The sequence below is a fragment of the Legionella geestiana genome, from assembly GCF_004571195.1.
In the GTDB taxonomy this organism is placed as follows: domain Bacteria; phylum Pseudomonadota; class Gammaproteobacteria; order Legionellales; family Legionellaceae; genus Legionella_B; species Legionella_B geestiana.
Window position 1 is genome coordinate 1,247,225 of record NZ_CP038271.1, and the last position, 23,197, is coordinate 1,270,421.

The window sequence follows — 23,197 nt, forward strand, 5'->3', positions numbered from 1 at the left end:
GATAGAAAGGGCCAATCAGTGTGTCGCCAATTGACCCAGTGGATTGACACATAGCAAGTCCAACCTCGCGCGGCAACTATCGCACACGCGAGGGGAATGTGTCAATCGCTTTATTCCTGGCGCTTCATGGCATCAAAGAACTCAGCGTTAGTCTTGTGGTTTTTCATGCGCTCAAGCAGAAACTCGATGGCATCGCACTCATCCATGGACTGCAGAATTTTTCGCAGAATCCATGTACGCTGCAAGTCTTCCGGCGAGAGCAGCAGGTCTTCGCGGCGCGTACCGGAGCGGTTAATATTAATGGCCGGGAATACACGGCGCTCGGCAATGCTGCGCGCCAGATGGATTTCCATGTTACCGGTACCCTTGAACTCTTCGTAAATGACCTCGTCCATTTTAGAACCGGTGTCCACCAGAGCCGTGGCAATGATGGTCAGGCTGCCGCCCTCCTCGATATTGCGCGCGGCACCATACAGTCTCTTGGGACGCTGCAGAGCGTTAGCATCCACACCACCAGTCAGTACCTTACCGGACGAAGGCACAACCGTGTTGTAGGCTCTCGCCAGACGGGTGATGGAGTCAAGGAGCACGACCACATCACGCTTGTGTTCAACGAGGCGCTTCGCCTTCTCAATCACCATCTCGGCGACCTGCACGTGACGGTTGGCCGGCTCATCAAAAGTACTTGCAACGACTTCACCCTTCACAGAGCGGCGCATCTCTGTGACTTCCTCGGGACGCTCGTCAATCAAGAGCACAATCAGGTAGCAGTCAGGGTAGTTTTTAGCGATGGAATGCGCAATATTCTGCAGCATGAGTGTTTTACCGGCCTTAGGCGGAGAGACAATCAGGCCACGCTGACCACGGCCGAAAGGCGCACAGAGGTCAACCACACGTGCCGTGAGGTCTTCCGTACTGCCATTGCCCTGCTCCATGACGAGTCGGTCATTGGCAAAAAGGGGTGTAAGGTCTTCAAAGAGAATTTTGTGTTTGGCGTTTTCAGGACGGTCGTAGTTGATTTCGTCCACCTTGAGCAGTGCAAAATAGCGCTCATTATCTTTGGGCTGACGAATTTTTCCTGAAATGGTATCGCCGGTACGCAGACCAAAGCGGCGAATCTGGCTGGGAGAGACGTATATATCATCCGGACCGGCAAGGTAGGAGCCATCTTCTGAGCGCAGAAAGCCAAAACCGTCCGTCAGCACTTCCAGCACGCCATCCCCGTAAATATCTTCACCCTTTGCGGCATGCGCCTTCAGGATGGAAAAAAGGATGTCTTGCTTGCGGATGCGGGAGGTATTTTCAACGCCAAGCTCTTCGGCAATTTTGACGAGCTCGGGCATGGGCAATTTCTTGAGTTCACTAAGATTCATACTTCTCACTTTGGTGGGTTGGTTAGTTGATACGGAGGTCCCGGATTCGGGTGAATCAGCCAGAAACACGTCAGCTCCCTGGTAATATTGGTTGATGGGTCACGATTTGTACCTTTGCGAACACCCTGATGCGCAATTGCAATCAGCGAAAGCCGAACGCTGGTGCACGCAAATAATCAGAAAGATTCACTGGAATTGGCAACGTGACAGATTTGTCACTGGTTGAGAGCTGATGCTAACACAGCTTTCAATAAAAAGCCAGCATCGATTACTGAGCTCCTGCATGTCGCCCGCTCTCCGTGGCCCGTAACCGACCACGGAGAGCGCACGAATAAAACTGCTCTTAAGAATGGCTTTCTACAAATGCCACCAGTTGCGAGCGATTCAAAAGTCCCATTTTCACCGCGGCCACTTCGCCGTTAACAAACAACATGAGCGTCGGGATGCTCATCACACCGTAGCGTGAAGGGACCTGGGGGTTTTCATCGATGTTCAATTTCGCGAACACGACAGATTCGTGGTGTGACTCGGCGACTTCATCAAAAATGGGTCCCAGTGCGCGGCAGGGTCCGCACCATTCAGCCCAGAAATCCACAAGGACCGGCTTGCCGGACTTTAAGACTTCTTCGTCAAAGTTGCTGTCTGTCACGGCTTTAATATGCGCATTCATTGTTACACCCCTTTATCAGAAACCTTAAAAATTCAATTATAGATCACCTGCCAGCGCTTGCAACACACTCAGTGCGACAATCGCTGCGGTTTCCGTGCGTAAAATGCGCGGACCAAGCTGCAGCGCACGAAATCCGTGTGTCCGTGCAAGCTCCACCTCGGCCTCCCCGAATCCGCCTTCAGGCCCTACAAGCAGGCAGGCATCGGTGGAACTTGTGGCAAAGTCTCGCGCACGCGCGCCACTTTCGGGGTGCAGAATAAAACGCGAAGCAGAAGTTTCAATGGCCACAAAATCCTCAAATCGCTGCACAGGCTCCACAACCGGCACGCGGTTACGCCCCGACTGCTCACAGGCAGCAACGGCAATTGCCTGCCATTGCTCACACTTTTTTGTAAGACGCTGAGCGTCAAGTCGCACGACCGTATGCTGTGTGATAAGGGGCGTTATGCGTGACACGCCAAGCTCAACAGCTTTTTGCACGACCCAGTCAAAGCGGTCGCCCTTTGAGAGCGCCTGGCCGAGATGAATACGGCACGGCGACTCTCGGCTCAACATTTTTGGTGCCCCCATGCGCACTACTGCATTCCTGCGTGCAACGGTCACGAGTGTCGCCTCCGCCTCCCGGTCTTCACCATCAAAAAGCACCAGCGTCTCGCCAACACGCATGCGCAGCACCACTACCGCATGCTGAAACGCAGCCGGCGAGAGCGCATGCTCCTCGCCGGCTCCCGGGAACCCCGGCTCATGGATACGTGGTTTAGCCATCTTTCATTACCGCTTACGAATTGCGCCTGAGCATAACATCCCTGTGAGAAAAGTACACTTTTAACAGTGTTTCACGGTATCATGCTCCCTTTTGCCTGAGATTCTCCTGATGCCTGTCGATTTTTTTCAAACACTGCCAGCTTCTCTGATACCTGCAAGATGCCTCTCTCGCTGGATGGGCGCGCTGGCTGATATTCGTACGCCAGCAATAAAAAATTTTTTCATTCGCACGTTTATTCGCCGCTATGGGGTCAATATGGCGGAAGCACTGCACGCACGTCCTGAAGACTATGATACGTTCAATGATTTTTTTACGCGCCAGCTAAAGCCGCAGTGCCGCCCGCAGGCAAATGCCGGCATAGTGTCGCCGGTAGATGGCTGCGTCAGCCAGATTGGGCGTATCGATGAAAATCGCCTGATTCAGGCCAAAGGCCACTCTTATACACTTGAGGCTCTCCTTGCAAACGACCCGCTGACACCCGCGTTTACTGACGGCTTTTTCACGACCCTTTATCTGTCTCCGCGCGACTATCACCGTATCCATATGCCATTAGCAGGACGGCTCACGCACATGACCTACATCCCTGGCAGCCTCTTTTCCGTCAAACCGAAAACCGTCAACGCCATTCCTGGAATTTTTGCACGCAACGAACGCCTCGCTCTGTATTTTGATACCGCTCACGGCCCGCTTGCGCTGGTGATGGTGGGAGCTGTGATTGTCGGCTCAATCGCGACCAGCTGGGAGGGCGATATTACGCGCGGCAATCACGTATGGACGCGTCGGTACGACAGCGCAAGCGACTTAAGCCTCGACAAGGGCGCATCCGTTGGGTATTTCAAACTGGGTTCAACTGTCATTGTGCTGCTCGGGAAAACTTCTCAGGCAACCTGGAACCACAGCTTGACAGAAGGAAGCGCTGTACGCGTTGGTGAAGTACTCGGAGAGTTTGCTTGAAATTCGCAGGGAGATATAGAGCTTAACGGGCTTTGATGTGTACTGCTTGATTAAGTACTGTCTGTATTATTGGTACCGAGAAGAGGACTCGAACCTCCACGGGGTTTCCCCCACTAGCACCTGAAGCTAGCGTGTCTACCAATTCCACCACCTCGGCATAGGTGCGTAAGTTACCGCCATTCGACCTCCTTGTCAACGGCTCTTTAAAATATTCCGCTGCTTTTCGCCCATGCAAGCACCGGTGGCAGGCAGGCAATGGCCGTTGCCGTATAAAATATGGCTTTTTTGATGAAAAACTGTTTTCTAAAGCATATGCTTAAAATCGTTAGAGCGATAAGCCCCGGGTAGCTGTATTCAAGCATTGGCGCAAGAAAGGCTGCAATGCCGCGAAAATCACGCAGAGAGATGAGAAAAGCCACTACTGTAGTGGCAAGAAGCACCCAGCGATAGCCTCGTGCTTCAATGCCAAGCAGCCTTGAGAGGTAGCGCGCATAGAGATTATTGAGCGCCACGGCCGTAGTCAGGCAGGAAAGAAACATAACAATTGCCAGCAACACCACAGCCCAGGTGCCGTTTAGCTGGAGCGCAATGGCGGGCAGCATGGCGGCGGGCTCTACGTTGGTCAGCAGGCTTGAGAAGTGTGCACCAAGTGCGACAAACCCAAGGTATACAAGCGCCAGAAGCAGTGCACCCAAAAGAGCAGGCTTCAGTGCGAATCGAACGGTATCGCGATGCGATACGGATTCCGGCATTTCAGCCTGAATCTGCGCGAAAATAAGCGATGAGAAGAAAAATGCCGCAAATAAATCCATGGTCTGGTAACCGGTCAGAAAGCCGGTTTTGAGCGCATCTACAGGCGCAAGAGTCACGGGTGCCTCTGGCGCTTTGAGTGCAGCCCCCACCGTCAGAATAACAAGCGAAAGCAAAAGCAGCGGACTCATCCATTTACCAAGTAGCGTCACCATGAGGCGATCGTTCAGACAAAGAAAGAAGGTCAGCACACAAAATATCAGGCTGAAAGGCATTAACCCAAGCTCCGGGCTAACGTACTGCATGCTGCCAAAGGCGACCGTAATGCAGCGTGGCACCACGCCGAAAGCACCCAGCAGTGAGAGCGTGAAAAGCGGCAGTACAAATCCCGCCACTTTACCGGCTTCTGCAAAGAACGCCTGATAAGAGCCACGGTGCAGTTTAATAACAAAAAGCCCTGAAAGCGGGAGTAGAATGCCTGTCATTACGAGTCCCGCGAATCCTGCAAGCCACTCGCTGCCGGCAGTTTGCCCGATTTGAATGGGGAAAACGAGGTTGCCTGAACCAAAGAACATTGCAAAAATAGCAAAACCGTACAAAAGCGTGGCACGTAAAGCGGGCATAAGGGTTCCTTGCAAATCCATACACAACAGGCTGCAGCCCTTGTGCTTTATATTCTTTCAGCGAACCTTATTTTTGCACAAAATGCCCGCGTCAGCAACCTTAATGGGGGATGCCAACAGGGCGAGATCATCAAACCATCCCCAAAGAGTCGACTGTAATTCGAAGCTTGCCCGGCCTGCGAGTGTGTGCCAGAAAGTAAGGAAGCCACGGGAGAGTGGTCAAACACGCGTAAACCCATCCATGGGGCTCTATGTCGCCTTCCATGGCGACAAAGGTTTGCCCACTCTCCCGTGGCCTCCTCACTTTCCAATGAGGGCGCAAAAATCTGCAGCTTTATGCTTTTAATAGACAGTCTGTTGTGATCAAATACTGTCATGTTTTACTGTACGGGGCTGCAGGGCGAGAGCGTCAAATCACGCCCAAAGCGTTTACTGCACACACAGATTTTCCGCCTCAGAGTAATGTACCGGAAAGCGAGGGAGCGGGCAGCGTCGCGGTATACGCTTAGGCTTTTAAAGATTCCATTGAAGAAATACGTCGTTAACCCTTCTCACAAGAAAGTGAGAAGGGCTGCGGATGTTATCAACATGCTGCCGTAAATTTTAGGGCATGTCATCAATTAACGCCTCATACCAGGGTCGCACACATCGAGAGGCTCGGATATGGTTTGTACTGATGGCACCGCGAAGTTACCTGCCTTTTTCTGAACCATTTCCAATAAGCGGTCAGCCAGCTCCTCTTGCGTCTGACCGGCTCCATCAACACTCTGTTGAATTTCAGGGCGAAAAATCAAACGCAGGGTTGCACGATGGCTTCGCACAGTGTCTTGCATTCTGGAGTCCAGTTCAGAAAACGGGAAAACCGGTTTGTCTTTTGCTTCTGGTTGCAGATTGTAGACATGAAAAATGCAAAGGCGTTGGCGAATCTCTTTTGATGAACGACACAAAAAATCCAACGCATTTTGAGTGCAGCAGTATAGAATAACTGGGTTTCCCTGGGTAATGAGTTCCTGCTGAATTCGTGTGTGCCGTGCGTCCGACATCTCCTTGAGACGCAACACCGGACTGAACAGCTCATATTGTGTCATGGGCTTGATTGCCAAACGGGATGAAAGACTGGTATGAAGTCCATGAAATTCACGCGTTTCAAACGCCCTATAGCAAAATTCACTGTCCTGCAATGCTTCTATCAGACTCAAAGAGGTGGACAGTGCACGGTAAATATGTACGCTGGTATTATTCTGTAATTCGTCGATTTGAGTGAGGAGATTATCCAGAGAAAACGATGAGGTGTTATTGATTGCCCGTATTGTAATGACTCTCAGGGCTAAAATTGTGGCTTTGACAGCCGGTACCGTACAAGCCGTAAACAAGCTTTCGAGCCATAATGGAAACTGGCTGTGGAGAGCACCTGCCGCATGTAATTCCAGACATTTTTCTTTGGCCTGATAAATGAGCACTTCAATCTTTGGCGCAATGTTCGTCTTTACATCTTCAAGCTTGTCCTTGATTCGCTGCCGCTCTTCCTCAAGAGTCCCCTCGACCCGCTCAAAATCCCAAAAGCTTTTATAACCATGCTGATGCAATTTGTGTATGATCTGCGTCAAAAAGGTATATTGACTGCCATCTGCGGGATTTTCGCCAACGATGAGAATATGAGGCCATTCAAATACACTTTCCTTGGATGCGGCCATTTTGACTCCTTCTGATAAAACAAAGCGCGCAGGATTATCTCTGCCGCGGAGGATTGGCGTACATTACTCGCATTAGGGGTCAATATCAATCTGCCGTTTTGACAATTTTTCAACGCCGCTTTATGAAGGTTGTGCATATTTTTACAATGAGCTCGGGAAGGCATGGGTATTTCCAGGTAATTGCGCCACACTCTCCGGTGGTGAACGGACAAGACTTTAATTGCTGTTTATGGCGCTGAAAATGCCCTCGTTGCTGATTCTTGATGAAATCACCAATAACCTTGATGGAGACATGCGTGAACATGTATTGCAGGTGCTCAGGGATTATCCCGGGAGTATGGTTGTGGTGTCTCATGACTTGTTTCTTGAAGCGCTACAGGTGGATACTGAGTATTGTGCCGCGGACGGCAGGTTGGTTGCGCGCGCACAATGATGTTTCTAAACGCGGTAGATTGATTTGCCGGGCTTAACAGCCCAGCCTGCGTTAACCCATTTATATGTTATGTGTTTTTGCAAGGCTGGGCTGTTAAGTCCGGCAACTGTCTTATGCAGCACCCAGCCACTTAACGCCAAAGTAGGGGCCCATGTAGCCAACATCGCTGTTGGTATGGAAGTAGGTCATCAGCGGATTGAAGTAATTCATCGCCATGTAACCACCCTCAAGATTGAGCGTACCGTATGCCATTGCATGCGCATAGTTCAAGCCGAGTTTAGCTTCAAGCTCAGGAACGATGGCCTTCTTCTGTGCATAGAACGACTGCGTAATAAGCGCTTCGTTTAATACAACAGATGCGCTGGATCGGGAATTTCCGTACAGCACGGTTGCAGCCGTGTTGGCTGTCAGGCTGAGGCCACCCATAACATCGTAGGCATAATCAACACCAACGACGGGGCCAACGCCCTGGAAGTAGGAAGTGTGTAATCCATTGAACGCTACAGGACCTGCGATGGGGAATACGCCGTAAAATGTGTTGGTATCGAGTACCAGTTTGGCATATTGCATACCGGCATAGAAGCGCGCGTCTTTGCGGGCACCCATGTCAACGTGTTGCCCCATGACCAGATTCACCTGCTCAATACGGTTGTTGACTTTGGAATCTATTGGTGCGAAAGGCAAAGCAAAATCAAGCCCCTGACCTGTCAGAGTGCTGTCTTGATCGTAGTGAATCCATGTCATCGTAATGTCGTTACCAGTATTAAAATGGTAAGAGCCTTCGAGACGAAATCCCCAGTCCATACCCAGTGACGGATCGCTATCCACAACGGTAATTGGATTTTCTGCGATAGTGTGCATGGGCTTCAGGTAAAGCGCCTGAATGCCTACATCCCAGCCAGAGGCCGCACATGGAACGGTTACGCTACCGGGGGTGCAAACAGGACCCATGGTTCCGGCGGCTGCAACAGCACTTGCAAGAATACCTGACACAGCAAGGACAGTTTTCTTTAACATACTTACTCCGTTTATCTTATAAAAAAAAGCCCATCAACACGGATGGGCTTCTGTAAGGATTTTTCGCTATGCAGATTAGGCAATGTTGCCAACCCACTTTCCACCGAAGTACAGACCGGTTACGCCAAAATCAGACTCTTGAACGCCGATTGTACGGACGTAGTTAGCGTTGAAGTAGTTAACCCACATCCAACCTACATCCAGCATCAGGTCGCCTTGAGCCATTGCGTAGTTGTACGTAGCACCCAGTTTTGCTTCCATTTCTGGAACCAGAGCATCTTTGGAGCCTGTACGAGCAGCAGCCAGGAACACATCACCATCAAGTGCAGCAGCAGCAGCGATGTCGTACTTGCTGGAACCAGCCAGGATAGCGGTTGCGCCGTTAGCGTAGATACCGAAACCATTGCCCCAGTCGTAGGACATGTCAGCACCAACGCGTGGTCCGAAACCGTTGTACTTCGTGTTGGAAGCGATACCAACAGTCAGCGGGGTGATGATGTTGTTGTTGATCAGAGCACGACCTTCATGCTCGATGCGAGCGTACTGAACACCACCGTGGAAACGGATGTTCTTGAACTCGCCGAAATCAACGTGTTGACCGAACTCAAGGTTTACAGCATCCCACTTAGGCTCGATGCTGACACGTGTCGGCAGTTCGAGGTCGCCAGCTGGTGTGAAGACGCCAGACAGGTAACGGTTTGTGGTATCTTTGCTGTAGTGGTACCAGTTCAGGTTCAGGTCGTTACCAGTGTTGAAGTGGTAGGAACCTTCGATCATGAAGCCCCATCCCCAATCAGCATCGAAGTCATGGTCACGGACAGCAACAGTGTCAAAGCCCGTACCAATGAACGCAGATGAACCGACATAGCTCATGTCAGCGTCCATCATCGGCTTCAGAACCAGTGCACGAGCACCGAAGTCCCAGGCGCTTCTTTCGCAAGGTACAGTTACGCTACCTGGTGTGCATACTGGGCCCATGGTGCCAGCAAATACTGCGCTGCTACCTAAAGCAAGGACAGCTACCGCTGTTTTTTTCAAATTAGACATACTTCATCTCCACTTTTTATTATTAATTTCCGTTTTGTCGTCAACTCACAGCCAAGGCATTGACTACAGTACGCAATCATCGCTCTAACCGAGAGCGTACATAAAGTGATTATCCAGCCGGATTTTAGCAATGTCAACACCTGTACTTCAAAATTTATTCAAAATCTGATTTTTTTTAATCCATCAAATAGTGTATAAATTCAGGGCATTGCAGTGCGTTGTCCAACCTCCCAAAACAGTATCCCACTCCTGTTCCGCTGGCGCAAGTGGCGATTTGCGGTTTTTTTTGTTTGGCGATGCGACCATGCTACACTTCTGAAACTTTTGTGTATCGGGCCTACAACATGCAATCCCTTATTATCACTCAACCCGATGACTGGCATGTCCATCTGCGTGATGGCGATATGCTCAAGGACACTGTCGCAGCCTCGGCAAGGCATTTCGGGCGCATTCTTGCGATGCCTAACCTTAAGCCCGCCCTCACTACGGTGGCATCACTTCAACAGTATCGTGAGCGCATTTATGCCACACTGCCGGCGCAACACGCGCTCGATGTTCGCCTGACACTCTTTTTAAACCATGAAGTCACTCCAGATACGCTGATGGCGGCCAAAGCGCACCCATGGATAGCTGGTGCGAAGTTTTATCCTCTGGGTGCTACGACCCATTCTGATGAAGGCGCCAGCGGTCTTCGCCCGCTTTATCCGCTGCTTGAGTGCATGCAGTCGCTCGATCTCGTTTTGCAGCTGCACGGCGAAGTCACACACGGTGATATCTTTACGCGCGAGCGTCACTTCGTAGAATCTGTTTTAACCCCGCTGGTCAGTGATTTTCCAAAACTGCGCATTGTTCTTGAACATGTTTCCACCAAAGCCGCGGTGGAATTTGTGGAAAGCGCGCCGGATACGGTGGCCGCGACCATTACCCCGCATCACCTGCTCTATAACAGAAATCACCTCCTTGCCGGCGGTATCCGCCCACATTATTATTGCCTGCCCATTCTAAAATCTGCTGGCAATCAGCAGACACTCATGCGCGCCGCCACGAGCGGCAACCCGAAATTTTTTGCCGGCACCGACAGCGCACCTCATGCGGTTGAAACCAAAGAAAGCGCCTGCGGATGTGCCGGGATTTATTCTGCACCCTACGCGCTTTCCCTCTATGCAGAAGCATTTGCAGACAGCGATAAACTGGAACGCCTTGAGGGCTTTATGAGCCAATTTGGTGCTGATTTTTATAAGGTTCCCCCCAATTCACGCGCTTTAGAATTACGCCGTGAACCGAGCGTTGTGCCTGCGACCCTGTCGCTTGGCACACATCAGGTGGTTCCCATGCGAGCGGGTGAAACGCTGGCCTGGAGCGTGTATGAAAGTGCATGAATGGCTGACAAAACCCACACTAAAAAATCGGTTTCGCGGCTTTTTACCCGTTGTCGTTGATGTGGAAACGAGTGGTGTTGACTTTAAGACCAATGCGCTTTTGGAAATGTGTGTCACCCTGCTCGATATTAATGAGGCAGGTGAATTTTACCGCGCAGAAAGTTATTTTGAGCATATTCTGCCTTTTGATGGCGCGGTTCTTTGTCAGGAATCACTGGATTTTAACCAGATTGACCCGTGGCAGCCGCTACGCTATGCCGTAGAAGAAAAAGAAGCACTCACCCGTCTTTTTGAGCCGATTCATGCCGCACTAAAAAAACATCGGTGTCAGCGGGCCGTGCTGGTTGGGCATAATGCCTGGTTTGATTTGTTGTTTGTCAGAGAAGCGGCAGCACGCAGCAAGGTCAAATTTCCTTTTCATGCGTTTACCTGCTTTGATACGGCAACGCTTGCGGGTCTTTTTTATGGGCAAACCGTATTGGTAAAAGCAGTCGAAGAGGCGGGGCTCGGGTTTAATATCAAAGAAGCACATTCAGCCATTTATGACGCAGAAAAAACAGCCGATTTATTTTGTACGATGTTAAATACGTGGCGGGAAAAAATGGCAGGGGCTTTTTAGGGCGTGTCATCAGTAGATGGCAGAGGATGCAGGCACCCTCTGCCGGACGTCTATTTAAAGATCGCTTGAATGTGAAGACAGGTAGTCGGCAACGCCTTTGGTTGAGGCTTTCATACCGGCCTTGCCTTTTTGCCAGCCAGCCGGGCACACTTCACCGTGCTCTTCAAAGAACTGTACAGCGTCAATGATGCGCAGCAGCTCGTCAATGTTACGGCCGATGGGAAGGTCATTCACGACTTGTGAGCGGACAACGCCGTTTTTATCAATAACGAACGCACCACGGAACGCAACGCCGGCCACCGGATGTTCAACGCCGTAAGACTGGCAGATGGTGTGTGTGACGTCTGCCGCAAGCGTATAACGCACGGGGCCAATACCTCCGGCATTGACCGGGGTGTTGCGATAGGCATTGTGCGTGAACTGGGAGTCAATCGACACGCCAATCACTTCCACGCCACGTTCTTTAAACGCATCCATACGTTTGTCGAGCGCAATCAGCTCGGAGGGGCACACAAACGTGAAATCGAGCGGGTAGAAAAACACCAGCGCGTATTTGCCACGAATGGTTTCGTGCAGATTGAATTTATCAAGAATCTCGCCCGTTCCGGATACGGCGGCAACGGTAAAATCGGGGGCCTTGCGTCCAACCAGTACGCTCATGAATACTCTCCAGTGTTTAATAATGATGTTATGCGTGTGTAACCGCTTCGCGCAGCAGTGGCTCAAGCTCACCCTGCTGATACATCTCAAGGATAATGTCCGAACCGCCCACAAGCTCACCTTTCACATACAGCTGGGGAAACGTTGGCCAGTCGGCATACTGTGGCAGAACCTGACGAATGTCAGGATTAGCCAGCACATCAACATAGGCAAAATCCACGCCACATGCCTCGATGCACTGCACAGCACGTGCAGAAAAACCGCACTGCGGCATCTTCGGCGAACCCTTCATGTAAAGAAGAACCGTGTTTTCGCTAATTTGCTGTTTGATTTTGTCGATTGTTTCCAAGGGAACACCTGCGTGATTGATTACTGAAATCCACATTAATTATGGCGAATTTACAAACAGGACGCAACCCGCGCGGTTGAAAGTCGGCGTGTTCCTGATACACTTGCTCAATATTTCCTTCAGGAGCTGAAAATGACCTTTACTCTTCCCCCACTGCCTTATGCGATGGATGCGCTTGCCCCGGCCATTTCTAAAGAAACGCTTGAATACCATTATGGCAAGCATCACAACGCCTATGTGGTGAATCTTAATAAACTCGTTGCCGGTACCGAATATGAAACCCTGTCACTCGAGGACATCATCTGCCGCGCCACAGGCCCTGTCTTTAATAATGCCGCTCAAGTATGGAATCACACGTTCTACTGGCACTGCCTCTCTCCAAACGGCGGTGGCGAACCTAAAGGCGCGCTGGCGGCAGCCATTACTTCCACCTTCGGCAGTTTTGAAGCATTTCGTGAACAGTTCACACAAAAAGCCATTGCAACCTTTGGATCAGGATGGGCCTGGCTCGTGCAAAATGCCGATGGTTCACTTGAAATCACCAGCACCAGCAATGCCGGCACACCGATGACAAGCGGTCAGACCGCACTCTTGACCTGCGATGTCTGGGAGCATGCTTATTATATAGACTACCGCAACGCGCGACCGGACTATATCAGCGCGTTCTGGTCCCGGGTGAACTGGGATTTTGTAGCCGCCAATTTTAAATAAACCCATTTTCAGGATGAATCCCATGGCTCTGATAACCACGTACAACCCACTCCCTGTTGCCTTTACCCACGGGAAAGGCGCCTGGCTGTATGATACTGCCGGCAACGCGTACCTTGACGGGCTTGCGGGAATTGCCGTATGCGGTCTGGGCCATGCGCATCCTGATGTCACGGAGACCATCAAGGCTCAGGCGGAAAAGCTGCTGCATGTCTCTAATGGGTTTATTATTTCTGAACAGGAAGCACTTGCTGAGCACCTGATTGGTCTGACCGGCATGGAGCAGGTGTTTTTCTGCAACTCAGGTGCCGAAGCCAATGAGGCCGCCATCAAGCTGACCCGTCTGTATGGTCATCAAAAAGGCGTCCTCAATCCCTCGATTATCGTGATGGAAGGCGCTTTTCATGGCCGCACCATGGCAACCCTCACGGCATCCGGCAGCCGCAAGGTGCAGGCAGGCTTTGAGCCGCTGGTGCCAGGCTTTATCCGCGCCCCCTTTAACGACATTGCCGCCATGCGCACAATTGCCGCGAACCGTACCGATGTGGTTGCCGTCATGCTCGAGCCCATTCAGGGAGAAGGCGGCATACGTCCGGCGGATGAACACTACCTGCAGGAAGTGGCGGCACTTTGTAAAAAAGAGGGCTGGCTGCTTATTTTCGATGAAATTCAGACCGGTAACGGGCGAACGGGTGCCTGGTTTGACTACATGCACCATGGCATTACGCCTGATATCCTCACGACCGCCAAAGGGCTTGGCAATGGCGTACCGATTGGCGCGTGCCTCATGCGCGCAGATGCCTGTAATCTTTTTAAACCCGGCAACCACGGCTCCACCTTTGGCGGCAACCCGCTTGCCTGTGCAGTCGCACAAACCGTGCTAAACGTCATGGCGCGCGATAACATTTGCGACAAAGTAGCCAACGACGGTATCTGGCTGCAAGAGCAGCTGCACGCGGCCATTGGCAGCCACCCCTCCGTGCGCGCCATTCGCGGACGCGGCTTCATGACCGGCATTGAGCTGGACATGCCCGCCGCCGGCATCCGCCCGATTGCGCTCGAAAATGGCCTGCTGCTGAATGTTACCGCAGAAAATGTTATCCGCCTGCTTCCGCCGCTTGTCATGACGCGGGAAGAAATCACGCTGCTCATTGAGCGCCTCGTAAAATCGCTCCACGCGTTTGTAGACAAGACATGTTCACAGTAATAACCCCGGAAACGCTGCATGGTGACACAGCCGCAGCGTTTTTTCAGTGTTTGAGCGGCATGTTACAACGACAGGAGCAGTGGCTTCAGAAAGGAAGGTTTGGTTATTTTGATAACGGCTATCCCTTTCAGCTGGGGAAAAACATGCTCATCCGCCGCAGCAAAAAACCAGACGGCAGTCTGCGCTGCGAATTCTGGGGAGACATCGCGTTTGATAAGGGAACTTTCGGTGGCGTATTCCCCATCGATGCCACCTTCAAGCGCACCAGAGAGGGCTTCATACTTAAGGCCGCGCGGACTAAAACGGGCTTCAAGCGCCTCGTCAAGATACAAAAGCATACCGAGAGACATTCATTCGAACACGCTCTCGAGGAGCAGCGGATGATAGAGCGGGCAGGTTATGGAGGCAGTAAACCTCCGGTGTTTCATGCTGTTGCGAATCTCAGCTTTATCGTTATGCGGCAGGCTCCAGGGCGAAATCTTTTTGATACGCTGCTGGATGTGTATCAAGGACAGTTATCAATCTCCAATACCAAACGCCTCGAGCTTTCGATTGCCATCCTTGAGGCCGTGGAAGCGCGCCTCGTAAAACCTTATATCCTTCACCGCGACCTGACCCCTGATAACCTGATGGTAGACCTCAGCACGCCAAAACCTACGGTCACCATAATTGATTTTGGATTAAGCACCACTGAAGTAACAGTCACCACCCGCGCATTCGGCAAGCTTGCTTTCTGCGCCCCGGAAATGATGACAGAAGGCGCGCTTCAGACCTTAAAAACTGATATCTATACCGTTGCCCGGGGACTTGCGATGGTGTGGGGCATATCGCTTGAAAGCTACGACCACGCTTTACGTTTTAGCGAATACAAGAAAAACGCTGAGAATCCGGCGCTTGACAGCCTGTTTACCCACTGTGACCCCCTGCTGGCAGATGCTAAAACCGCTATCCAGAGCGCTCTCATGGGAATGCTGAATCCGGACTGGGAAAAACGCTTTGACATTACCCAGAGTCTTTCAGCCTTCAGGCGTGTCAATTTAAACGTACCCAGCCTGAAAACCCTTTTGCACTATCACCTCTTTAGCCAAAAAGCGGATTCAACACCTAATACCGATGTTGCCGTGCAGCTAACGCAAGCCACCCTGTAAACGGCTGCATACCTTCTTATTTCTGGCGAGCCCGGGCATATCCGGGCACTGAAAAGCGTTTGTTATCCTGCAGGCGAAGCGCGGTCAGGCTGCCTCCCCAGACGCATCCGGTATCAACCGCATAAATGTCCGGCACCGGACATTCCCCCTCAAGTGCCGCCCAGTGACCAAAAACGAGGCGGGCATTCAGTGCTTTACGCGGCGAAATTGCAAACCACGGCTTGATATCGGACGGCGCGGCGGCAACGGTCCCTTTATAACGCATGCTAAGAGTGCCATCGGTATGGCAAAAGCGCATGCGGGTGAGGGCGTTTACAATCAGGCGATAACGCGCAATGCCTTCAAGGGACTCTGACCACCTGTCAGGTTTGTTGCCATACATGTGCGCCAGAAAATCGACAAACCTATCGCCTATGAGCACCTGCTCAACTTCGCGAGCGCAGCGGCTTGCCGTTTCCACATCCCACCATGGAGGAATGCCGGCATGCGTCATCACGACACCCAGTGCGCTGTCCTGCCACAAAAGCGGCTGCGCCCGCAGCCAGTGGCCAAGCGAGAGCGCATCAGGTGCCGCAAGCACCTCATCGAGGGTATCACCATGCGCACTTGCCGTTCCCGGTACAAATAATCGTGCCAGCAAATGTAAATCGTGATTGCCGAGAGTCACACGGGCGCGTTCGCCCAGACTTTTGACGAAACGCAAAACGGCCAGCGAATCCGGGCCACGATTGACTAAATCGCCGACAAACCACAGGCGGTCGTTTACGGGGGAAAAGGCAATTTCCGTCAACAGGTTCTGTAATGGACCAAAACACCCCTGGACATCGCCAACCGCATAATCAGCCACCGCGTACGCTCCCTGGTTTTTGTAAAAAGCCCGCGGGCATTTCCTGCGTTTTCCACTCCCCCTGAGGATTCAGCTGCTGTAGCAACTGACTTTTTTGCATGCTCTGTTGAACCAGTAATGCCTGTGCGCCGGATTCCGTGAGGTTTATCACCTCAAGTGCGCTCATGCGGGACTCACTGCCGGTATACAGGTTATGCACCAGCACGCTCTCAGGCAGTGCGAGGGCGTAGTCATCAAGAACGATTCCCGTATGAATCTGCTGCGTATTAGCCTGTTCATAACGTGACTCAAAACCGCCGTCTACCGCCACCCGGTGTATACCGAGCGACAACAGCCCCTTTTGCACCGCAAGCCAGTTTTTGTACTCAGGATGCTGGCGCACAAAGAGCTGAAATGCCTCGGGCAACAGCATCATGCCGGCCAGCACCATCATCAGCGGCGGCTTGTTCAGCTGCAGCTGGCCATTGGCCATGACCTCAGCGAGCCATTGCAGAAACACCACACCGGTTTCCTGCTCCCGGGAAAGTCGGCCGCCTTCAGGAACATCGACAAATGTCGACATTCGCGCAGCGCGTGTGCCACGCTCCCGGCCATCGGCGATAAGCCCCATGAGCGCGCGCCTCAGGGAAAGTGCATCAGCGCGCACAAGCAGTGCGCCGAGCGTGCCTGCAGAGCGGGTATCATCCGACAGCAGTGCAAGCCAGACTGCGAGCACCTGCGGGTGCGAAGCAATCCAGGCAAACCCGCTCGCCGGCATCAGCTGTCGCGCCATCAGGATATTCAAGCGGTGCGATAGCTCGGGCTCCGCCCCCTTTTCCCAGGCGTAACTGTACTGACTGCCGACCGCAGAAAGGCTTTCAAGCAGCGGATTCCAAAGCTTCAGGGGCTGACCCGCGGCATCAAAAAGATTTACTTTAAGATGCAGTTTCAGTTTGCTGATGCCTTTTAGGAGTGCTGCGGAAAAGAGCGCATACTGCCAGAGCATCTGATCCTCAGAAAGCAGTGTGTCTTCCCCAGAGATAATGACCGTGCGAAAAAGCTCAAGGGCTGCCTCCGTACGGTTTAGCGCTCGGTCAAGCATACCGCCCGGATAGGCATAATAACTGTTGTCGGTCTCGGGAAACTGCTGACAATACCCGGAAAAAGTGTGCAAAAGACTGAAACAAAGGCTGTCGTAGCGCGCGCTCGCAAGGCTGACCTGACGGCGTATATTCTGCAGCGTTACGCGCCGCCGCTCATCACCCAGCAACTGCTCTACGGGCACAATGCGGGTAAGCTCCTGTGGCGTTGACGCCAGTCCCTGGCCTGATTTTTTTCCATAGCGCTGAAACAAGGCATTCTCCTTTTACAGACTCTGTTTAGCCGTCATCGCACACAAAACCGCATTCATTCTACACCATAGCGCGACAAGACTGGTATCCATGAAAAAATCGTGCGAATATCAGGAGGATACCCTGGAGTCTACGCACCGTGTCAGCCCAAACCCTCCGAAATATTGTCGCAGGCGTGTTAATCGTTGCCGCATTCATTGCCACACTGCTGCATTTTGCAATACGCGAGGCTCATGAGCTGCGCCGGGACCCGGGCGTAATGATGAACCGCTATTACCTGCTCAAAAAAACCAATCCTGAAGCGGCGCGCCGAACACTCGATATTATTCTGCGGGATAACCCGCATTATGCGCCCGCGCGTGAGGCACTTGCCGCAGCAACATGTCCCCCAGAAACATCTGCCACGGAGCCGCTCATCCTCACCTCCCTCATTACGCCGATTACCAGCATCGACACTCTGCACCAGCCACTGGTGGAAAGGCCTTCGCTGCTGGTACAGGCTCTGAAAACGAAATACTGGTCGGAAAAGGCCGCCAAAGACTCCTCAAGCGCTGATACGCTCTCCCTCCTGCGCCATGTAGCGCCCCTTGACCCGCAGGTTCTGCTCGAAGCCGGTTATGACGCGCTTGCCGATAATAAAAAACAAGACGCACTGGTATTATTTGAGACGGCTTTTCAGCAGGAACCAGCACCAGGGCTTGCGCTGCAGATAGCCTATCTTTACATGGACACCGGCAAACCAGAAGCGGCACTGCCCTTTTTTCTTATCGCGGCCACTCAGGGCGAGGGTGAGGGGCGGGATGCCGCGTTGCGTGGAGTTGATTACGTAGCAGCACTTAATGCACAAAATGCTGCCGCGGCCTCGCAGCCCGGTGCAGAACAAGCCCCGCTCTCACCGGAACAGGTGAAAATGGATGAGTTTTACGCGCTGTTGAAACACGATAAAAAAGCCGCATGGGTGCTGATTCAAGAAATTGTGAAGGCTTTTCCCAAAAATGTGGCGGCACTTAAATCCGCAGGCTATCTCGCGGCAGAATTCAAACACACGCGCGCTGCCATTCGCTATTTTACCAGTGCCTATGACTTAACCTATGACCCCGCCATCGCCCTGCAGCTGGGTTATCTGTATGACGTCATCAACGTCAAACCAACGGCCTATCAGTATTTTCAGTGGGCAACGGCGTCCACCGATAACACGGTGGTATACCGCGCCCAGAATGCCATGACGAATCTTCGAGGCCTTCAGACCAAAGCGCTCCCCGACCCCTGGTTTGGCGAAATCTTCTTTACGCCTTTCAGTCAAAGCCAGTTTGGACTGACCGTGCGCCCCCTCGTGGCGCGTCTTGGTGTCGAGCATAATAACCAGTTCCAGACAAAAACCTATCTGGTGTTTCGCCAGACCGATGACAATAAAACCAATTCCTTTGGCCAGTTGCCACAGATTTTTGAGGATAACGTGCGCGTTATTGGTACCGGTGTGCAGGTTACGCCTATTGCCGGTATCCCGCTGATTGCCTTTGTTGAGGGTGGAGCGGCGTACGATCTTATCTTTCGCTTTCGCCCGCGCTGGCGGCCAGATTTGCGTGCGGGCATCATGTACTATAGAGAGTTTGGCGCGCAGCCCGCCTGGTATGAGCACTTTCGGGTTGGTGTCGACTATTACAGCACCGCCTACCTCGACATTACCTATTTTTCACGTTACCAGAATAATGTCATTGCCACGCTCAAAACCCATCAGGGCGTGCGACTGCTGCAATATAAGAGCAGCATGCTAAACCTCTACTGGGAAGGCCGGGTGATTGAAGATACCCAACGCCAGTTTTTCAACAACATTGGCGAAACCGGGCCTGGCATCGGCTATATTCCAAGCAACCGGTTTAATTTCGAAATTCGCGCGGAACATCTCAGGGGGGTTTATTTCCCGGTAGGAGCATCGTTTAACCCCTATCCACCGTACTATACCCGTAATGTGGTTCAAATGCTTTTCTACGCGAGGGTCTAGCCATCATGATGCTGCTGATTATCTATTTTGTGATGTGGTACCTGCTGGTCATCCTCGCGGTGCTCTTCGCGCTCTCCGCCATTGACGATTTGTTCATCGACTTCTGGTACTGGACACGCTATTTCAGACGCCTCTGGAAAACCCGCCACTACAAACCGCTGACCTATGAGATGCTCGTGGCAAAGCCCGAGCAGCGCATTGCCGTTCTGGTGCCCTGCTGGCACGAGGCCGATGTGATTGGCTCGATGCTGCGCCAAAACTGCTACTCCATTGACTATGACAATTACTGCCTGTTTGTGGGCGTGTATCCCAACGACCCCGACACCATTGAAGCCGTTCAGGCCGTCGCACGTGAGAATGCGCACGTGCACTGTGTGATTGGCAAAAAACCAGGGCCTACCAACAAGGCCATGAACCTCAACGGCGTCTATGAATATGTAAAGGAATACGAAAAAACTCTGGCCACACCCTTTGATATTTTTGTATTTCATGACTCCGAAGACGTTATTCATCCTTTATCGTTCCGGCTCTACAACTATCTGATGCCCAAAAACGACATGATTCAAATTCCTGTGTTTCCGCTTGCTGTTCCCTATCGTAAATTCACCCACTGGCTGTATGCGGATGAATTTGCCGAAAACCACACCAAAGATATTATCGTGCGCGAAACCATTCGCGGGCATGTGCCCTCGGCAGGCGTCGGAACCGCGTTCTCGAGCCGCGCCCTAAAGCTCATGGAAAACCCGGAAACTCACACTCCTTTTTCAACCGATTCGCTGACCGAAGATTATCGCACCTCACTCGAGATGCGCCTGCTTGGTTTAAAGCAGATTTTTGTACTGCGCCAGATTGAGCGCATGCAATGGAAGAAACGCTGGTTTGGGCGTGGGTATGTGCTGAAACCCACAAAAGAATATATCGCGACCCGCGCGCTTTTTCCTCTCGAATACTCAAAAGCCGTACGCCAGAAAGCGCGCTGGATTATCGGGATAGTTTTTCAGGAGTGGGCACACACGGGCTGGCCGAAATCCTGGAAACTGCGTTTCACGCTCGCGCATGACCGCAAAGGTTTTGTCACGCATTTTATCAACGGCTTTGGCTATTTTGTATTTGCATTCTGGGTCTTTTACTCGTTCTTTACCTGGGCCATGCCGGAATACCCGACCCTGCAGGAGCAGCTCAGCCTGCATCCCTGGGTATGGTGGCTCATTATCGGGGTGACGTGTGTCATGATTGAGCGCATGATTCAGCGCGCCATCGCCATTCATCGGGTGTATCAGAACTGGATACCGGCGCTTCTTTCCATCCCCCGCGCGTTTTTTGGCAATATTCTCAATCTGCATGCGCTCCTTCGCGCCTACCGCGTCTATTACAAAGCGCCAAAAACGAGCGCTCCGAGTAAACAGCCGGCATGGGACAAAACTGACCATCATTTTCCAGGAAGCCATCTCTTAACCCCCTATCGGCGCCGACTTGGTGATTTACTGGTGGAGAAGGGGCTTATCAGCAGCAAACAGTTACAAGATGCCATTCTGTTACAGCAGCAAAGCGGCAAACGCCTTGGTGATATCCTCTTAAGGCACGGTATGATTTCGGCTGAAAAGCTGCAGGAAACGCTTTCGCAGCAGTACCGCCTGTCACTGTTCCCAGAATCTGCCGTACCCAAAGCACTGCAGCGCTGTCAGGAAACGCTGCCCCAAAAGCTCATACAGTGGCTGCTCGCGCATGATGTCACCCCGGTGGAATACGACCCACAAAAACACACCCTGACACTGCTGATTGATGACCCGACGAATGAGCTTTTTCTCGCAAAAGTAATGCAGCACGTGGCGCCCTTGAAGGTCGTATTTGTGCTGGGACAGGCAATGCCCAACGAATCAGACTGATACCCTGCTTAATTCGCAAGGCGAGGCTCACTGTATTCTTTGAGAGAAAAAGGTTTGTACGGGCGGGGCATAAGGATGCCATTGCATTGATTCATTGTTGATCACAATGTAAATATTGACGGCAAATAGTCGCCGTGGTATCCTTGCCCCACCAACTCGCAAAGAGCAAAACATGAAAAAACTGGTCTTATTTTCGTTAATGTCTATCGCAGCATTTGCTGCCAATTCCTCTCCAATCATGCATGCCAACACGTTAATTTTTGAGGGTACCGGCGGTTCTATCGTCTATTTTGTTGTTGGTGCAACCAACTTTGTTTTGGCACCAGCATCTCCCGCACCCGACAGGGATACTCAATCTTATGAACCATACTCGGTTTATCCAATGAACAGCTGGGAGGGTACGGAGTGGGCATGGACTAAAGATTTTACATCAACCTTAACGGTTCATGCCCCAAGAAAAAAGAACGCCAAAGTGGCCAGATGGGCATCCCAACAGCAGCGCGCTGTTTTGAATGGCCGGAATTCTCATGTATATGCGACCGTATCTGGTGGTAGCCTTGCCTCGGCACCAGATGACTTAAATTTCGCATTCATTGGCGACCTTTATTTAGATACTTACGAAGGGAATTACCGATGCCCCAACGTGATTATCGGTCAGGGCAACACAGCAACCATCAATAACTGGTGGATTTACACTAATTTCTGGCCTTCAAACAAGGACGGCACGCCTGCGAAGAGCGGGCATAAAAATCGACTTGAATGCATACGGTACTATCGGGGCCTCGAAACCAGAAAACAATTTTCGATATCAAGGACGACCAAATCCAATAAATTTGTCATCTCACGGATAGACTAAGGCGTGCCCTCATTTCATGATGTAAAGCGAAAATGTGGCGTTTGCAGCCATATCATGGAATGAGGGAGCGCCCTGGAGCCTGGGACTTGCAGGTGTTGCCGTTCTGTTATAGTCTCCCTGCAATTTTGTAGCCTGCGAGGTGAGTTGTGGCAAGTCGTCCTGATTTTTTCAAAGTTCCCCCTGAGTCGTCTGAAGCCCCGCGTGATTTTAAAACTTATTTTGATACGGAGTTTAGAAAGACCTTCCCTGAGGCCGAAGCACTGCTGGAAATTTTTCAGCATTTACCGGCATCATGGATGGAGCCCGTCTTCTGGGCGCTCGGCCGGTTATATAAAGATATTCAGATGGAGCGCCTGGCTCCATTATTTGCGGAGGATATACATGCGCCTCTAAATCTCGGGCCCTCACTGCAAATGGCCTTAACGTCTTCTCTTGGAATAACAGAGATTCGATACCAGCGTTTATTAACAACCTGGATTACGACCCACATGCCGTCAAAGCCCGCGATTGATACGGCACTACCTGCTGAACGTGCGGCAAAAGAAGAGCCCCAGCCTCTTGAACGGCTTGAAGCCCTTAATCGGCCAATGGCAGATTTAATCGCCTGCTTGCTGCTGCGCGGTCGAATTCCTCAACTTGGCAGCAAAAATCTGGAAAAAGCAGAGGTCTTTTTGGAAAAAGCCGCTCTGGACCCAAAACTTGCAAAGATTTGCGATTATCTGCGCCGTAATCCGAAATGTGAAGTCCGGCCCTTAGACAGCTCCTCTACAGATGTAACCCTCTGGAATTTCAGTAATGAGGTTTATCAAGATGCGGTCACTGAGTATGAGTGTATGCTGGAGCAATGTAGCCACTCAGTATGAACGGCTACACATGCG

The 23,197-nt window shown here is 51.7% G+C and carries 23 protein-coding genes and 1 tRNA gene; 11 read left to right on the forward strand and 13 right to left on the reverse strand.

The genetic code is table 11. The features are described 5' to 3' along the window. Nucleotides 1–110 precede the first annotated feature (110 nt). The 3 genes from rho to E4T54_RS05505 form a co-directional block, all read right to left on the reverse strand. Complete coding sequence (gene rho / locus E4T54_RS05495) at nucleotides 111–1,373, reverse strand: transcription termination factor Rho (RefSeq protein ID WP_028386201.1); 1,263 nt, start codon at nucleotides 1,371–1,373, stop codon at nucleotides 111–113. A gap of 343 nt (nucleotides 1,374–1,716) precedes the next feature. After that, on the reverse strand, nucleotides 1,717–2,043 hold the full coding sequence (gene trxA / locus E4T54_RS05500; protein WP_028386202.1) for a thioredoxin: 327 nt from the start codon (nucleotides 2,041–2,043) through the stop codon (nucleotides 1,717–1,719). 36 nt (nucleotides 2,044–2,079) lie between these two features. After that, nucleotides 2,080–2,808 (reverse strand): 16S rRNA (uracil(1498)-N(3))-methyltransferase, encoded by a 729-nt coding sequence (locus E4T54_RS05505; RefSeq protein ID WP_028386203.1) that lies wholly within the window; start codon nucleotides 2,806–2,808, stop codon nucleotides 2,080–2,082. A gap of 109 nt (nucleotides 2,809–2,917) precedes the next feature. Here E4T54_RS05505 and asd point away from each other — a divergent pair, with 109 nt between their 5' ends. Continuing rightward, entirely contained in the window at nucleotides 2,918–3,763 is an 846-nt protein-coding gene (gene asd / locus E4T54_RS05510) for an archaetidylserine decarboxylase (RefSeq protein WP_028386204.1), read from the forward strand. Between the two features lie 70 nt (nucleotides 3,764–3,833). Here the strand turns inward: asd and E4T54_RS05515 are convergent. From E4T54_RS05515 to E4T54_RS05525, 3 genes are all read right to left on the reverse strand, one after another. Then, a tRNA-Leu gene (locus E4T54_RS05515) sits at nucleotides 3,834–3,920 on the reverse strand. Nucleotides 3,921–3,966: 46 nt separating this feature from the next. Further along, nucleotides 3,967–5,136: a branched-chain amino acid transport system II carrier protein gene (locus tag E4T54_RS05520; protein ID WP_051550856.1), complete on the reverse strand. Its 1,170-nt coding sequence runs from the start codon at nucleotides 5,134–5,136 to the stop codon at nucleotides 3,967–3,969. A 620-nt stretch (nucleotides 5,137–5,756) separates the two neighbouring features. Then, the gene (locus tag E4T54_RS05525) at nucleotides 5,757–6,830 is read right to left on the reverse strand and encodes a hypothetical protein (RefSeq protein ID WP_028386205.1); all 1,074 of its coding nucleotides are present in this window, start codon (nucleotides 6,828–6,830) and stop codon (nucleotides 5,757–5,759) included. A gap of 241 nt (nucleotides 6,831–7,071) precedes the next feature. On the opposite strand from E4T54_RS05525, the gene E4T54_RS05530 reads away from it, so the two are divergent. Beyond that, on the forward strand, nucleotides 7,072–7,263 hold the full coding sequence (locus tag E4T54_RS05530; protein ID WP_202971936.1) for a P-loop NTPase family protein: 192 nt from the start codon (nucleotides 7,072–7,074) through the stop codon (nucleotides 7,261–7,263). Between the two features lie 111 nt (nucleotides 7,264–7,374). Here E4T54_RS05530 and E4T54_RS05535 read toward each other — a convergent pair whose 3' ends face one another. Both E4T54_RS05535 and E4T54_RS05540 read right to left on the reverse strand, forming a co-directional pair. Then, the gene (locus E4T54_RS05535; RefSeq protein ID WP_028386206.1) at nucleotides 7,375–8,280 is read right to left on the reverse strand and encodes an Lpg1974 family pore-forming outer membrane protein; all 906 of its coding nucleotides are present in this window, start codon (nucleotides 8,278–8,280) and stop codon (nucleotides 7,375–7,377) included. A 75-nt stretch (nucleotides 8,281–8,355) separates the two neighbouring features. Further along, on the reverse strand, nucleotides 8,356–9,327 hold the full coding sequence (locus E4T54_RS05540; RefSeq protein WP_028386207.1) for an Lpg1974 family pore-forming outer membrane protein: 972 nt from the start codon (nucleotides 9,325–9,327) through the stop codon (nucleotides 8,356–8,358). 344 nt (nucleotides 9,328–9,671) lie between these two features. On the opposite strand from E4T54_RS05540, the gene pyrC reads away from it, so the two are divergent. Both pyrC and rnt read left to right on the forward strand, forming a co-directional pair. After that, the gene (gene pyrC, locus E4T54_RS05545) at nucleotides 9,672–10,706 is read left to right on the forward strand and encodes a dihydroorotase (protein WP_028386208.1); all 1,035 of its coding nucleotides are present in this window, start codon (nucleotides 9,672–9,674) and stop codon (nucleotides 10,704–10,706) included. Beyond that, complete coding sequence (gene rnt, locus E4T54_RS05550; RefSeq protein WP_028386209.1) at nucleotides 10,693–11,325, forward strand: ribonuclease T; 633 nt, start codon at nucleotides 10,693–10,695, stop codon at nucleotides 11,323–11,325. Before pyrC ends, rnt begins: the two co-directional genes overlap by 14 nt. A gap of 54 nt (nucleotides 11,326–11,379) precedes the next feature. Here the strand turns inward: rnt and E4T54_RS05555 are convergent, their stop codons facing one another. Both E4T54_RS05555 and grxD read right to left on the reverse strand, forming a co-directional pair. Then, the gene (locus E4T54_RS05555; protein WP_028386210.1) at nucleotides 11,380–11,985 is read right to left on the reverse strand and encodes a peroxiredoxin; all 606 of its coding nucleotides are present in this window, start codon (nucleotides 11,983–11,985) and stop codon (nucleotides 11,380–11,382) included. Between the two features lie 28 nt (nucleotides 11,986–12,013). After that, a complete protein-coding gene (grxD, locus tag E4T54_RS05560) occupies nucleotides 12,014–12,334 on the reverse strand; it encodes a Grx4 family monothiol glutaredoxin (protein ID WP_028386211.1) in 321 nt (106 codons plus the stop codon). Between the two features lie 132 nt (nucleotides 12,335–12,466). Between grxD and E4T54_RS05565 the strand changes: the two genes are divergently transcribed. Both E4T54_RS05565 and E4T54_RS05570 read left to right on the forward strand, forming a co-directional pair. Beyond that, nucleotides 12,467–13,045: a superoxide dismutase gene (locus E4T54_RS05565; protein ID WP_028386212.1), complete on the forward strand. Its 579-nt coding sequence runs from the start codon at nucleotides 12,467–12,469 to the stop codon at nucleotides 13,043–13,045. Between the two features lie 22 nt (nucleotides 13,046–13,067). Further along, nucleotides 13,068–14,249 (forward strand): aspartate aminotransferase family protein, encoded by a 1,182-nt coding sequence (locus E4T54_RS05570; RefSeq protein WP_028386213.1) that lies wholly within the window; start codon nucleotides 13,068–13,070, stop codon nucleotides 14,247–14,249. A gap of 62 nt (nucleotides 14,250–14,311) precedes the next feature. Here E4T54_RS05570 and E4T54_RS12000 read toward each other — a convergent pair whose 3' ends face one another. Next, a complete protein-coding gene (locus E4T54_RS12000) occupies nucleotides 14,312–14,587 on the reverse strand; it encodes a hypothetical protein (RefSeq protein ID WP_028386214.1) in 276 nt (91 codons plus the stop codon). On the opposite strand from E4T54_RS12000, the gene E4T54_RS05575 reads away from it, so the two are divergent. After that, nucleotides 14,576–15,397, forward strand: coding sequence for a protein kinase domain-containing protein (locus E4T54_RS05575; protein WP_342353699.1), 822 nt, complete (start codon nucleotides 14,576–14,578; stop codon nucleotides 15,395–15,397). The genes E4T54_RS12000 and E4T54_RS05575 overlap by 12 nt on opposite strands. Nucleotides 15,398–15,413: 16 nt before the next feature. Here E4T54_RS05575 and E4T54_RS05580 read toward each other — a convergent pair whose 3' ends face one another. Continuing rightward, on the reverse strand, nucleotides 15,414–16,244 hold the full coding sequence (locus tag E4T54_RS05580; RefSeq protein WP_028386216.1) for a symmetrical bis(5'-nucleosyl)-tetraphosphatase: 831 nt from the start codon (nucleotides 16,242–16,244) through the stop codon (nucleotides 15,414–15,416). After that, a complete protein-coding gene (locus E4T54_RS05585) occupies nucleotides 16,237–17,577 on the reverse strand; it encodes a TraI domain-containing protein (protein WP_028386217.1) in 1,341 nt (446 codons plus the stop codon). Before E4T54_RS05585 ends, E4T54_RS05580 begins: the two co-directional genes overlap by 8 nt. A gap of 137 nt (nucleotides 17,578–17,714) precedes the next feature. Here E4T54_RS05585 and E4T54_RS05590 point away from each other — a divergent pair, with 137 nt between their 5' ends. The 4 genes from E4T54_RS05590 to E4T54_RS05605 all read left to right on the forward strand — a co-directional run bounded on the left by E4T54_RS05590 (nucleotide 17,715) and on the right by E4T54_RS05605 (nucleotide 23,182). Beyond that, a complete protein-coding gene (locus tag E4T54_RS05590) occupies nucleotides 17,715–19,577 on the forward strand; it encodes a tetratricopeptide repeat protein (protein WP_028386218.1) in 1,863 nt (620 codons plus the stop codon). 5 nt (nucleotides 19,578–19,582) lie between these two features. Further along, on the forward strand, nucleotides 19,583–21,463 hold the full coding sequence (locus E4T54_RS05595; protein WP_051550858.1) for a glycosyl transferase family protein: 1,881 nt from the start codon (nucleotides 19,583–19,585) through the stop codon (nucleotides 21,461–21,463). A 172-nt stretch (nucleotides 21,464–21,635) separates the two neighbouring features. Continuing rightward, nucleotides 21,636–22,319: a hypothetical protein gene (locus tag E4T54_RS05600; protein ID WP_028386219.1), complete on the forward strand. Its 684-nt coding sequence runs from the start codon at nucleotides 21,636–21,638 to the stop codon at nucleotides 22,317–22,319. Nucleotides 22,320–22,465: 146 nt separating this feature from the next. Further along, nucleotides 22,466–23,182: a hypothetical protein gene (locus E4T54_RS05605; protein WP_028386220.1), complete on the forward strand. Its 717-nt coding sequence runs from the start codon at nucleotides 22,466–22,468 to the stop codon at nucleotides 23,180–23,182. The last annotated feature ends 15 nt before the right edge of the window (nucleotides 23,183–23,197 follow it).